Origin of the sequence: Mycobacterium sp. (genome assembly GCF_036488105.1) — a bacterium.
GTDB lineage: Bacteria > Actinomycetota > Actinomycetes > Mycobacteriales > Mycobacteriaceae > Mycobacterium.
On the sequence record NZ_DASXHW010000129.1, the window covers coordinates 1 to 12,758 of the forward strand.

Below are 12,758 nucleotides of genomic sequence, written 5' to 3' on the forward strand. Positions count from 1 at the left end.
GTCAGGTTGACCATCAGCCAGACACACGCACACACCGAGGCGATCGGCAGCAACGGCACCATCGGGGCGCGAAACCCGCGTGGCAGGTCCGGACGGCTGCGGCGCAGCACGATGACGCCGGCGGAGACCAGCAGGAACGCGAACAAGGTGCCGACGTTGACCATTTCCTCGAGCTTGTCCGCCGGAAATGCCGAGGCGGTGGCGCCAACCAGCAACGCCACCAGCACCGTGATGCGCACCGGGGTGCCGCGCGAACCGGTCTTGGCCAGCTGGCGCGGCAACAACCCGTCGCGTGCCATCGCGAACAGCACCCGGCATCCACCGAGCAGAAGCACCATGACCACAGTGGTCAGGCCGGCCAGCGCGCCGACCGAGATGATCCCGGAGGCCCACTGCACGCCGTTCGCGGCGAAGGCGGTGGCGAGGTTGGCGTGACGACCGTCGGGAGTGGTCTTCAGCTGCCTGTAGGAGACCATGCCAGACAGCACCACTGACACCGCCACGTAGAGCACGGTCACGATGCCCAACGTGGCCAGGATCCCCCGAGGGACATCGCGCTGCGGGTCCTTGGTCTCCTCGGCCATCGTGGCCACGATGTCGAAGCCGATGAACGCGAAGAACACGATCGAGGCCCCGGCGAGCACGCCGTACCAGCCGTAGTGGCTGCCGTGCGCGCCGGTGAGCAGCGACAGCAACGACTGGTCCACCCCGCCGCCGGCGTTGCCGCCCTCGGGCGGCGGAATGAACGGCGAGTAGTTCGCGGCCTTGATGTAGAACGCGCCGACGACGATCACCAGCACCACCACCGCGACCTTGATGGCGGTGACCACCATCGAGAATTGCGACGACAACTTGGTACCCAGAGCGAGCAGGGTGGCCACCAGCGCAACGATCACCAACGCGCCCCAGTCCAGCGTCAACGGCCCGACATTGACTGTGCCACTGGCCAATCCGAGTACCGTTTGCAGGTAACTGGACCAGCCCTTGGCGACCACGGCGCCGCCGATCGCCAGTTCCAGGACGAGGTTCCAGCCGATGGTCCAGGCCACGAATTCGCCGAAGGTGGCGTAGGAGAACGTGTAGGCGCTGCCCGCCACCGGCAGCATCGACGCGAATTCGGCGTAACACAGCGCCGCCAGCCCGCAGGTGATCGCCGCGATGACAAACGAGATCCAGATCGCCGGCCCGGTGATGTCACCAGCGGTAGAGGCGGTGACGGTGAAGATGCCGGCCCCGATCACCACCGACACCCCGAACACGCAGAGATGCCACCAGCTCAAATCCTTGCGCAGCTGGTTATCCGGGTCGTCGGTATCGGCAATCGATTGTTCGATCGATTTGGTGCGCCAGCGATCAGCCATGGACTCGGACAGTACCGAGTACGGTGGCCAGATGGGTGGGGAGAATTCCAGGGGGGACGCCGTCGTCATCGGCGCCAGCCTTGCCGGGCTGTGCGCGGCGCGGGTGCTGTCCGATTTCTACGACCGGGTCACGGTATTCGAGCGCGACGAACTCCCGAGCACCCCGAGCAACCGCACCGCCGTTCCTCAAGGCCGCCACGTTCACCTGCTGATGGCCCGCGGCGCGATGGAATTCGAGGGGTTGTTCCCCGGTCTGCTCGACGACATGGTGGCCGCCGGTGTTCCCATCCTGGAGAACCGGCCGGACTGCATCCACTTCGGCGCGGCCGGTCATGTGCTGGGCACCGGGCACACGCTGCGCGACGAGTTCACCGCATACGTGCCCAGCCGCCCGCAGCTGGAATGGCAGATCCGGCGACGGGTTTCGACGATTCCCAACGTCGATATCGAGCATCGCTCGGTGGCCCAGCCGCGATTCGACATCCATGCGCAGCGGGTGACCGGGGTGGTGCTCGATAGCCAGGGCGACGAGCCCGACTTCGTCGCCGCCGACCTGGTCGTCGACGCCGCCGGTCGCGGCACCCGGCTACCGGTGTGGCTGGAGCAGTGGGGATATCAGCGCCCGCCCGAGCACACCGTCGACGTGGGCATCGGCTATGCGTCCCACCAGCTTCGGCTGCCGGAAGGAGCGGTTCGGGAGAGGGTGATCGTCGCCGGCGCCTCCCGGCAACAGCCGCTCGGGCTGGGCCTGCTGGGCTACGAGGACGGCACCTGGACGCTGACCACCTTCGGCGTCGGCAAGGTCGAACCGCCGCATACCTTTTCCGAGATGCTCGCACTTGCCAAAAAGATTCTGCCCGAACGTATCTCGACCGCCTTGCAGCGTGCTGAGCCGGTCGGCGAGCCGGCTTTCCACCGTTACCCCGCCAGCCGGTGGCGTCGCTACCACAAGCTGGAGCGGTTCCCGGCCGGCATTCTGCCGTTGGGCGACGCGGTGGCAAGCTTCGACCCGACCTACGGACAGGGCATGACGATGACCTCGCTACAGGCCAGCCACCTGCGCCGGGCCTTGGCCGACGGCGCCGATGAGAACCTGGCCCGCGACGTCAACCGCGCCACCGCCAAGACCACCTACCCGGTGTGGATGATGACGGCGATTGGCGACTTCGCCTTCCACCACGCCAGCGGACACCAGCCCCGGTGGTACCGCCCGGTGGGCAGCCTCTTCGACCAGTTCCTCGGCGCGGCCGAGACCGATCCCGTTCTCGCCGAATGGTTTTTGCGCCGGTTCTCGTTGCTGGACAGTCTCTACATGGTCCCGACGCCGAAGTTGGTCGGCCGCACTATTCGGCACAACATGCGGCTATGGCTCGCCGAGCGACGCGCTGGACGGCCGGAGCGCCGCGGCGCGCTGGCGTCGCGCTGATCACAGGCCGACGGTGGCCCGGAAGATCTTCGTCGGCTCGTGCGCGACCAGCCTGATGGGACCGTCGTCGGCGGCCACCCAAGCGGCCGCGCCACGGGTGAGGGTCAGCGCCCCGGACTTGCCGTGCACCGCGGTCGCGCCCTCGATGCACAGCAGGATCTGCGGACCGTCGTGGCGCGATGGGGCATCGACTTCGTGGCCGAGCTGGCCGTCACCCAAAGTGAGCATCGACGCCGCGAACTCGGCGGTGGGCGTGTCGTAGAACGACGCCAGTCCATCCGCATGCGTCGGGGCACGCAGTTGAGATTCGGTGGTCGGGTTGAAGTTCAGGACTCGCAGCAGCTCAGGAACGTCGACGTGCTTGGGAGTCAGCCCACCCCGTAACACGTTGTCGGAGTTGGCCATTACCTCTAGGCCGACACCACGCAGGTAGGCGTGCAGGTTGCCGGCCGACAAGAAGATCCCCTCGCCGGGACCGAGCGTAGTCCGATTGAGCAGCAGCGCGGCCAGCACACCGGCGTCGCCGGGATACCGCTCACCGAGTTCCAGCACCGTCTTGGCTACGGCGGCGAATTCGGTTGCACCCGAACTCACGTAGTGGATTGCGCCATCCAGCACCGCGGTCACCAGCACGTCGACGTCGGGCTGCGGGGCGGTGATCCAGGTGGTGAACAACGCCCGCAGTCCGTCGGCGTCGGATTGGTCGTTCAGCAAATCGATGAACGGATCCAAGTCGGACACCGCAAGGGCCCGCAGCAGCTTGATGGTTTGGGCCACCGGACGGAAGCCCGCCAGCACCTCGAATGGCTGCAGCGCCACCAGCAGCTCGGGCTTGTGGCTGGAGTCGCGGTAGTTACGCACCGGCGAGTTCACCGGGATGCCGAGGCGTTCCTCGCGCCGGTAACCCTCGGCGGCTTGCTCGGAACTGGGGTGCGCCTGCAGCGACAGCGGCTCCTCGGCCGCCAGCACCTTGAGCAGGAACGGCAGCACATCACCGAACCGGGCGCGAGCCGCGGCGCCGAGCTGGCCTTCCGGATCGGCGACCACCGCCTGCAACAGCGAGACTTCGCCGTCGGGCGCTTCGAGGAAGGCCGGGTCGCCCGGGTTTGCCCCGAGCCAGAGCTCGGCTTCTGGATGGGCGGCCGGTACCGGGCGACCAGTGAACTCCGCGATGGCGGTCCGTGACCCCCACGCGTACGTCCGTATCGCTCCACGTAACAACTGCACTGTTTATAACCTCGGAACCAGTTATCCCCGCACCAGCCGCAAATAAACCGCAGCCATCTCCAGTCGGACCGCCAATATAGCCAGCTGCTGCTCCACCCGTTGCGTGCCGGGCAGCGCGCGGCGGCCATCCAGCAGATCAGGCACGTCCTCGGCACCGACCATGTCGACGTCGTCGAACTGCGCGATGCGCGACGCGACCACCGTCCGCTCGGTATCCAGCGTCAACGCCAGCACCCGCAGCCGCTCGGTGATCGGCCCGTCGATCTCCTCGTCGTGGAACAACGACTCCGTCGAGTCGGCGAACCCAGACCCAGCCCCCGCGTGCAGGGCGATCAGGGCGTCCGCCAGACCGGCGGCCGCGGCTACCTCGTGCGCGATCCGCAGCAGTACCGCGCACCCGTGCCGGGCCAGAGTCAGCGTCGCGGCACAGTCCCCGGCCAGCACGACCCGGCGCCGCGACATGCGCTCGACCAGCGCCTTGGCCGGATTCGTGAATACTTCGCGGCTGGCACTGTTACGCAATGCTTCGGCATCCATCTGGTCGGCCAGCGCGGCGAGGTCCACCCGCAACTTGGGATCGACGCTTTGCAGGACAGCCAGCCCCACGGCCAGGTATCGGCACAGACCGAACCCGTCGGTGACCGGAAGCCGCGGCTCGATGACCGCAGCCCGGCCGGCTGTGGCATCACGCAGCGGGCCGTCGTACGGCGCCGCGACGACCACCCGCGCACCCCGACGCACCGCGCTCGCGGCGGCTCCGACCAATGCCGGGTCGCCCGGGTCGTCGCCCGCCACGACCAGCATGTCAAGCGCGCCGATCCACGGCGGTGCCTCGGCGGCGATGACGATCGGTGTCGGGGCATCGCCCGACGTCGCGGCCAGCATGGTGCCCGCGGTCTCGGCGGTACCGCGTCCGGCAACCCAGATCACGGTGCGCGGAGGGTCACCCTGCAGCGAGTCCAAGGCACCCTCATCGAGCGCGGCCGCGACCGCACGCACGTGCGCGCCGCCCATGGATGCCGCCCGCAACAGTCCGTCGCGGTCGGCGGCAAGCAGGCCTTCGGTGTCGTCGAGCTCGATCACGGCCTGGGCCGCATTCACGTCACGGCCTCCGGCTGCCCGACCTGCCGACGGATCTCACCGGCGACCTGCTGGACGACCGCGTCGACATCCTCGGTGCAACGTCCTTCCACATTCAGCCGCAGCAGCGGCTCGGTGTTGGAGGTGCGCAAGTTGAACCAACTGCCCTCGCCCAGGTCGACGGTCACCCCGTCGAGGTGGTCGATCGAGTGGATCCGGGCGCCGAACGACTTGAGCACTGCTTCGACGCAGGAGGCTGCATCGGCCACCGTGAAGTTGATCTCGCCGGAGGACTCGTAGCGCTGGTAGTCGGCGGCGACCTCGGACAGCGGGCGTTCTTGTTTCCCTAGTGCGGCAAGCACATACAGCGCGGCCAGCATCCCGGAGTCGGCCCCCCAGAAGTCGCGGAAGTAATAGTGCGCCGAGTGTTCGCCGCCGAAGATCGCGCCGGTCTCGGCCATCAGCCCCTTGATGTAGGAGTGCCCGACCCGTGAGCGCAGCGGCGTGCCACCACGCTCGACGACCAGCTCCGGCACCGCGCGCGACGTGATCAGGTTGTGGATCACCGTCGCACCGATCTCCCGGCTCAGCTCGCGCGCGGCGACCAGAGCGGTCACCGTCGACGGCGACACCGGCTGGCCGCGCTCATCGACGACGAAGCAGCGGTCGGCGTCGCCATCAAAGGCCAACCCGATGTCTGCGCCGCTATCGCGCACATAGGCCTGCAGGTCGGCGAGGTTCGCCGGGTCCAGCGGATTGGCTTCGTGGTTGGGAAACGAGCCGTCGAGTTCGAAGTACAACGGCAGCAACGTGATCGAGTCGATCGCGCCGAGGACCGCGGGTGCGGTGTGGCCCGCCATCCCGTTGCCCGCGTCGACGGCCACCCGCAGCGGACGCAGCCCGGAGGTGTCGACCAGCGAGCGCAGGAAGTCGCCGTACTCCGCGAGCACATCCTTGTCGGTCACCGTTCCGGTGGGCCCTTCGTGGGACTCGACGCCGGCGATGATGTCGTCGCTGATGGTCGTCAACCCGGTGTCGGCGCCGACCGGCTTGGCGGCCGCCCGGCACAGTTTGATGCCGTTGTAGGCCGCCGGGTTGTGGCTTGCGGTGAACATCGCGCCCGGGCAGTCCAGCAGTCCCGAGGCGAAATAGAGCTGATCGGTCGACGCCAGGCCGATGCGGACCACGTCGAGACTCTCGCCGGTGACGCCGGCCGCGAAAGCGGCCGCCAACGACGGTGAGCTGTCGCGCATGTCGTAGCCGATGACGACCTGCCTCGCGCCTTCGCTACGCATCAGCCTGGCGAAGGCGGCGCCGACGTCGGAGACGAAGGACTCGTCGATCTCCGAGCCGACCAGACCTCGCACGTCATAGGCCTTGATCACACGGTGAACAGCCGCAGCGGGCCGAGACATCGAGGAGCTCCTGACTAAAGGGACACGTGGTCGTCAGCTTAGCCCCGCGACGATGCGGGTTGGGCCGCCCGCGGCTGGGGTTCCCCCACGCCGCGCGGCGGCGAGGGGGCCGAGCGGTTTGCTAGTCGGCGGGGTCCGGCAGCACCCGAAGGTGACCGCGCCGACGCCCGTTACCGGCCGGGCGCTGGCCCGCCGAGGTCAAGACACCGGTCGCCGGCGCCTCGGCCGTCACACCGTTGTACTGGGCACCCGAGTCGTGGAATCCGTTGACCGGGCCGCCCGCGGCGGCCACGTCGCGGCCCTCGCGCACGGCTTCGGCCAGCGCGATCAGGTCGTCCTCGTCAGGGTTGGTGGCCAGCGGGCCGGAGTGCCGGACGAGCTCCCAGCCGCGCGGCGCGGTGATCCGGCCGGCATGGCTGACGCAGAGGTCCCAGGAGTGCGGCTCGTGGGCGATAGCCAGCGGGCCGATGACCGCGGTGGAATCCCCATACACGAAGGTCAGCGTCGCCACCGCGTAATGCGGGCAGCCAGGCCGGCAACAGCGACGCGGAACGTTCACGATCGAGAGATTATCGTGCGAAAACGCCCACGCGGCGCCGGACACGCGCATTCGCTGGAGCCGGGATGTTCAACCGTTACCATCGCCGGGTGAGCGATTCGCGCAGCTCCCCGAGCGGCCGGCACCCGAGGGGCAAAAAAGTCTCGCGCCGCGGCCGCGACATGCGCGGTCCGCTGCTGCCGCCGACGGTGCCCGGATGGCGCAGTCGCGCCGAACGCTTCGACATGGCCGTGCTCGAGGCTTACGAGCCCATCGAGCGGCGATGGCAGGAACGACTGTCCGGGCTCGACGTGGCGGTCGACGAGATCCCGCGGATTTCGGCCAAAGACCCCGACAACGTGCAGTGGCCACCGGAGGTGGTCGCCGACGGGCCGATCGCACTCGCCCGGCTGATCAGCGCCGGCGTCGACGTGCGCGGCAGCGCCACCCGCGCGCGAGTTGTGTTGTTCCGCAAGCCAATCGAGCGACGCGCGAAAGACACGGTCGAGCTGGCTGAATTACTGCATGAGATCTTGGTGGCGCAGGTGGCCACCTACCTGGACGTCGAGCCCTCGGTCATCGACCCGACGATCGACGATGAATAACGGGTGATCGCAAGCGCGGCGTAGCCGAGCGCGGCGGGTCACCCGCTATCGAATGACCGCGTCGCGTCAGATGATTCCGCGCTTGAGGCGGCGGCGTTCCCGCTCCGAGAGGCCGCCCCAAATTCCGAAGCGCTCGTCGTGGGCCAAGGCGTAGTCGAGGCATTCACTACGCACCTCGCAGCCAAGGCAGATCTTCTTGGCCTCGCGCGTGGAGCCGCCCTTCTCGGGGAAGAACGCTTCTGGATCCGTCTGAGCACACAACGCACGGTCTTGCCACTGATCGGTCTCAACCTCGGCGGCCTGGAATTCATCTTCGACCGTGTCGGGAACCAAACTCAAATGGGGCCTTGGGGATACCCCTGTGATCGGCAAGCCGGGAGTGGTGTGCGGTGGTGTCCCACCCATTAAGCCTCGAAGGTGTTCATAGGACATGCTCCGCCTCCTCACCTGGTTTCGTTGATCGTGAAATGTGACCACTGTTTTGATGTCGGCCATCCCGATTCGAACAAATGATCGAATCTCGGTCTGCGACACCGAATCCGGCCGGCCAACCGAAATGACACTGGTGTGATTACACACGGGTAAGAGGCGCTTTGCAAGCGATTCGGAAGATTTCCATATCATCTCGTGACCAATTTTTTGCGACACTGACACCAATGCGGCCTTGGCGTGTCGGTCACACCCGTCACACAGGGCATTCCGGCACCAGTCCCGCGCCCCGATTACGCCACTCACCTCGGCGTCTGCGCTGAGGCCGCGCGTACTGTCGTGCGGTGTGAAGGTCACGGTTCTGGTCGGCGGGGTTGGCGGCGCCCGCTTCCTGCTCGGGGTGCAGCAACTACTCGGATTGGGCCAATTCGCCTCTGAGTCTGCGCCGGTCGGCGAACACGAGCTGAACGCGGTCGTCAATATCGGCGACGACGCATGGATGCACGGTGTGCGGATCTGTCCCGACCTGGACACCTGTATGTACACCCTGGGTGGCGGCGTCGACCCGGAGCGCGGCTGGGGCCATCGGGGCGAAACCTGGCATGCCAAGGAAGAACTCGCGCAGTACGGCGTGCAGCCCGACTGGTTTCAACTCGGCGACCGCGACCTGGCCACCCATCTGGTGCGAAGCCAGATGCTGCGCGCAGGCTACCCGCTCTCGCAGGTGACCGCCGCGTTGTGCGACCGCTGGCAGCCCGGCGCGCGACTGCTGCCCGCCAGCGACGACCGTTGCGAAACACACGTCGTCATCACCGATCCCGCCGACGACAGCCAGCGCGCGATCCACTTCCAGGAGTGGTGGGTCCGTTACCGCGCGCAGCTGCCGACGCACAGCTTCGCCTTCGTCGGCGCTGAAAAAGCGAACGCGACAACGGAAGTGACCGATGCGATCGCCGAAGCCGACGTCATCCTGGTGGCGCCGTCGAATCCGGTAGTCAGCGTCGGCGCGATCCTGGCCATCCCCGGGATCCGCTCGGCGCTGCGGTCAACCAGCGCCCCCGTGGTGGGCTACTCGCCGATCATCGATGGAAAGCCGTTGCGCGGCATGGCCGATGAATGTCTCAAGGTGATCGGAGTGGCCTCGACCGCCGAGGCGGTAGGGCGGTACTACGGTGCGCGGGCAGGCACCGGAATCCTGGATTGTTGGCTGGTCCACGAGGGCGATCACGCCGAAATCGAAGGCATCGCAGTGCGATCAGCGCCATTGCTGATGACCGACCCGAAAGCCACGGCCGAGATGGTGAGCGCCGGTCTCGAGCTTGCGGGCGTGACGGCGTGACCCAATCGCCGGCCGTCCGGGAGCACGGCACCGCGTCACCCGTCGAGATCCTGCCGGTCATTGGGCTTCCCGAATTCCGGCCCGGTGATGACCTGAACGCCGCGCTGGCCGCGGCCGCACCCTGGCTGCGCGACGGCGACGTGTTGGTTGTCACCAGCAAGGTACTATCCAAGTGCGAGGGCCGCCTGGTGCCCGCACCGCAGGATCCCGAGGCGCGAGATGCGCTGCGCCGCAAACTCGTCGACGCCGAGTCCGTCCGGGTGCTGGCACGCAAGGGCCGAACGCTGATCACCGAGAACGGGCTCGGCGTGGTGCAGGCGGCGTCCGGCGTGGACGGCTCCAACATCGGCACCGACGAGTTGGCGCTGCTGCCCGTCGATCCCGACGGCAGCGCCGCGTTGTTGCGGGCCGGCCTCCGCGAAAGCCTCGGCGTCACGGTCGGCGTCGTCATTACCGACACCATGGGGCGCGCGTGGCGCAACGGACAGACCGACGCGGCCGTCGGCGCGGCCGGCATCTCGGTGCTGCACGGCTACGCGGGCGCGGTCGACCGGCACGGCAACGAACTGCTGGTCACCGAGGTCGCTATTGCCGACGAGATCGCCGCCGCCGCCGACCTGGTCAAGGGCAAGCTCACTGCGATACCGGTGGCAGTGGTGCGCGGCCTGCCGGCCGGCGTGGTAACCGATACCGCCGCCACGGCGCGACAACTCGTGCGGTCCGGCACCGACGACCTGTTCTGGTTGGGCACCGCCGAGGCCCTGGAGCTCGGTCGCCAGCAGGCCCAGCTGATGCGCCGCTCGGTGCGCCGATTCGCCGCCGAGCCGGTACCCGCGCAACTCGTCGAGGACGCGGTCGCCGAAGCGCTGACCGCACCGGCTCCGCATCACACCCGGCCGGTGCGCTTCGTGTGGCTGCAGACACCGGCGACGCGCAGCCGGCTGCTCGAGCGGATGCGCGACAAGTGGCGCGCCGACCTCACCGGCGACGGCAGGCCGGCCGACTCAGTGGAGCGTCGACTGGGCCGCGGTCAGATCCTCTACGACGCACCCGAAGTCGTCATTCCGATGCTGGTTCCCGACGGCGCGCACAGTTATCCCGACGCCGCGCGCACCGATGCCGAGCACACCATGTTCACCGTCGCGGTCGGGGCCGCGGTGCAGGCGCTGCTGGTGGCGTTGTCGGTACGCGGGGTGGGTAGCTGCTGGATCGGTTCGACGATCTTCGCCGCCGATCTGGTCCGCGAGGAACTGAGCCTGCCTGACGACTGGGAACCATTGGGCGCCATCGCTATCGGCTATCCCGAAGATCCCGTGACCGAGCCTCGCCAACCCGTCGCCGCACACGATCTGCTGGTGCGCAAGTGAGCGTTCGATCCTCGGCGATCGCGCTGCTGTCCGACTGGCAGGCACCGGATCGGTCGCAGGATTCCCTGCGTAACGCCGTGCTGGCGTTCCTGGATGCCCGGGAGGACGCCTGTCTTCGGGAATGCGTACCGGGCCACATCACGGCGTCGGCGTTGGTGCTCGACGACACCGGCGGTCAGGTGTTGTTGACGCTGCATCCGCGATTGGGGCGATGGGTTCAATTGGGCGGGCACTGCGAGGATTCCGACGCCGACATCGTGGCGGCAGCGCTGCGCGAGGCCACCGAAGAATCCGGCGTCGACGGCCTGCGGATCAGGCCCGATCTGGCCGCGATCAACGTCCACGCGCTCACCTGCTCGCTGGGAGTACCGACCCGTCACATCGACTTGCAGTTCGTGGCCAACGCGCCGTCCGCGGCGCAGATCGCGATCAGCGACGAATCAGTGGACTTGCGGTGGTGGCCGATCGACGGGCTGCCGCCCGGCACCGACGGGGCGCTGGCCTATCTGGTCGAGCGCGCTCAGATGTCGCTGGAGTAGCGGATCCCGCCGTCGGGAATGTGCACGCCGGGCCAGACCCGCGCTCCCCGCAGCAGCTCGCAGCGGGCGCCGATGTCGGCGCCGTCGCCGATCACGCCGTCGCGGACCAGCGCCCGCGGACCGATCCGCGCGCCGAACCCGATGATCGAGCGTTCGACCACGCTGCCCGCCTCGATCCGCACGCCGTCGAAGATGACCGCGCCGTCCAACCGCGCGCCGGGGCCGATCTCGGCGCCACGTCCGACGACGGTACCGCCGATGAGCAGCGCGCCGGGCGACACCGCGGCGCCGTCGTGCACCAAATGCTCGCCGCGATGGCCACCCAGCGCCGGTGACGGAGCGATACCGCGCACCAGATCCGCCGATCCGCGCACGAAGTCCTCCGGGGTGCCCATGTCACGCCAGTAGCTGGCGTCGACATATCCGCACACCTTGACGCCGTCGGACAGCAGGGCGGGAAACACCTCGCGCTCGACCGACACCACGCGGCCGCGCGGAATCCGATCAATGGTCTCGCGGGAGAACACGTAGCAGCCGGCGTTGATCTGATCGGTCGGCGGATCCTCGGTCTTCTCCAAAAACGCTGTGACTCGGCCGTCTTCGGTCGGCACGCAACCGAAGGCCCGGGGATCGCCCACCCGCACCAGGTGCAGGGTCAGGTCGGCCTGCTGCTGGTGGTGGTAGTCGAGGAGTTGACCGAGATCCGCTCCGGACAGCACGTCGCCGTTGAACACCAGCGCCGTGTCGTGGCGCAGACGCCCCGCGACGTTGGCGATTCCGCCGCCGGTGCCCAGCGGACTCTGCTCGGTCACATACTCGATCTGCAGGCCCAGCTTGGACCCGTCACCGAACTCAGCCTCGAAAACCGTTGGCTTGTAGGATGTTCCGAGGATCACGTGCTCGATGTCGGCCGCGGCTATCCGCGACAGGAGATGGGCCAGAAAGGGCAGTCCGGCGGTGGGCAACATCGGCTTGGGCGCCGACATCGTCAGGGGCCGCAGCCGGGTGCCCTTACCGCCGACGAGGACGACCGCGTCAACGTGCTTGCTCACCTCATCGCCGCCCTTCTGCAGAATTGCCCACCATCAGCCGCCACCGCACCGCCAAACCGGCCCGGAAGGCTAGCCGCAGCGGAGCACGCCATGGTCCAGAATGCCGGTCGGCGAGGTAGGTGTACGTGCTTTTGTGATGCGCCGCCAAATTGCGCGACGACTCCCGCGCGGTCGCGTGGCCCTTGTGATGCAGCACTTCGGCCGACGGCACATACACGTTGAGCCAGCCCGCGCGGCCCATCCGGTCACCGAGATCGACGTCCTCCATATACATGAAGTAGCGCTCGTCGAAGCCGCCGATCTGCTCGAAGGCCGTGCGGCGCACCAGCAGGCACGATCCGGACAGCCAGCCGACCGGTCGCTCGCTGGGTTCCAGTCGA

General features: G+C 68.0%; 13 protein-coding genes. 5 read left to right on the plus strand and 8 right to left on the minus strand.

Features of this window, described 5'->3' with window-relative positions:
- Positions 1-1,361, minus strand: a 1,361-nt coding sequence (locus tag VGH54_RS06895; RefSeq protein WP_331511190.1) for an amino acid permease, incomplete at its 3' end; no start/stop codon positions are given.
- A 31-nt stretch (positions 1,362-1,392) separates the two neighbouring features.
- Here VGH54_RS06895 and VGH54_RS06900 point away from each other — a divergent pair.
- Positions 1,393-2,787 carry an oxidoreductase gene (locus VGH54_RS06900; RefSeq protein WP_331511200.1) on the plus strand — a complete coding sequence of 465 codons (1,395 nt, stop codon included), beginning with the start codon at positions 1,393-1,395 and terminating at the stop codon, positions 2,785-2,787.
- Here the strand turns inward: VGH54_RS06900 and manA are convergent, their stop codons facing one another.
- The 4 genes from manA to VGH54_RS06920 form a co-directional block, all read right to left on the minus strand.
- The gene (gene manA / locus VGH54_RS06905) at positions 2,788-4,014 is read right to left on the minus strand and encodes a mannose-6-phosphate isomerase, class I (RefSeq protein ID WP_331511191.1); all 1,227 of its coding nucleotides are present in this window, start codon (positions 4,012-4,014) and stop codon (positions 2,788-2,790) included.
- A 21-nt stretch (positions 4,015-4,035) separates the two neighbouring features.
- The gene (locus VGH54_RS06910) at positions 4,036-5,115 is read right to left on the minus strand and encodes a TobH protein (protein WP_331511192.1); all 1,080 of its coding nucleotides are present in this window, start codon (positions 5,113-5,115) and stop codon (positions 4,036-4,038) included.
- Complete coding sequence (locus VGH54_RS06915; RefSeq protein WP_331511193.1) at positions 5,112-6,509, minus strand: phosphomannomutase/phosphoglucomutase; 1,398 nt, start codon at positions 6,507-6,509, stop codon at positions 5,112-5,114. Before VGH54_RS06915 ends, VGH54_RS06910 begins: the two co-directional genes overlap by 4 nt.
- Before the next feature lie 121 nt (positions 6,510-6,630).
- The gene (locus VGH54_RS06920; RefSeq protein ID WP_331511194.1) at positions 6,631-7,068 is read right to left on the minus strand and encodes a DUF3499 domain-containing protein; all 438 of its coding nucleotides are present in this window, start codon (positions 7,066-7,068) and stop codon (positions 6,631-6,633) included.
- 161 nt (positions 7,069-7,229) lie between these two features.
- Between VGH54_RS06920 and VGH54_RS06925 the strand changes: the two genes are divergently transcribed.
- Entirely contained in the window at positions 7,230-7,652 is a 423-nt protein-coding gene (locus tag VGH54_RS06925; protein WP_331511201.1) for a metallopeptidase family protein, read from the plus strand.
- Positions 7,653-7,718: 66 nt separating this feature from the next.
- Here the strand turns inward: VGH54_RS06925 and VGH54_RS06930 are convergent, their stop codons facing one another.
- Entirely contained in the window at positions 7,719-8,057 is a 339-nt protein-coding gene (locus tag VGH54_RS06930; protein ID WP_331511202.1) for a WhiB family transcriptional regulator, read from the minus strand.
- Positions 8,058-8,427: 370 nt separating this feature from the next.
- Here VGH54_RS06930 and cofD point away from each other — a divergent pair, with 370 nt between their 5' ends.
- Genes cofD through VGH54_RS06945 form a run of 3 tightly spaced genes read left to right on the plus strand, consistent with a single transcriptional unit; the run spans position 8,428 to position 11,326 of the window.
- Positions 8,428-9,420, plus strand: coding sequence for a 2-phospho-L-lactate transferase (cofD, locus tag VGH54_RS06935; RefSeq protein WP_331511195.1), 993 nt, complete (start codon positions 8,428-8,430; stop codon positions 9,418-9,420).
- A complete protein-coding gene (locus VGH54_RS06940) occupies positions 9,417-10,787 on the plus strand; it encodes a coenzyme F420-0:L-glutamate ligase (protein ID WP_331511196.1) in 1,371 nt (456 codons plus the stop codon). The genes cofD and VGH54_RS06940 overlap by 4 nt, the downstream gene beginning before the upstream one ends.
- Positions 10,784-11,326, plus strand: coding sequence for an NUDIX hydrolase (locus VGH54_RS06945; RefSeq protein ID WP_331511197.1), 543 nt, complete (start codon positions 10,784-10,786; stop codon positions 11,324-11,326). The genes VGH54_RS06940 and VGH54_RS06945 overlap by 4 nt, the downstream gene beginning before the upstream one ends.
- Here the strand turns inward: VGH54_RS06945 and VGH54_RS06950 are convergent.
- A complete protein-coding gene (locus VGH54_RS06950; RefSeq protein WP_331511198.1) occupies positions 11,308-12,378 on the minus strand; it encodes an NDP-sugar synthase in 1,071 nt (356 codons plus the stop codon). The two genes, VGH54_RS06945 and VGH54_RS06950, sit on opposite strands and share 19 nt — an antisense overlap.
- A 1-nt stretch (position 12,379) precedes the next feature.
- Positions 12,380-12,758, minus strand: a 379-nt coding sequence (locus VGH54_RS06955; RefSeq protein WP_331511199.1) for a glycosyltransferase family 2 protein, incomplete at its 5' end; no start/stop codon positions are given.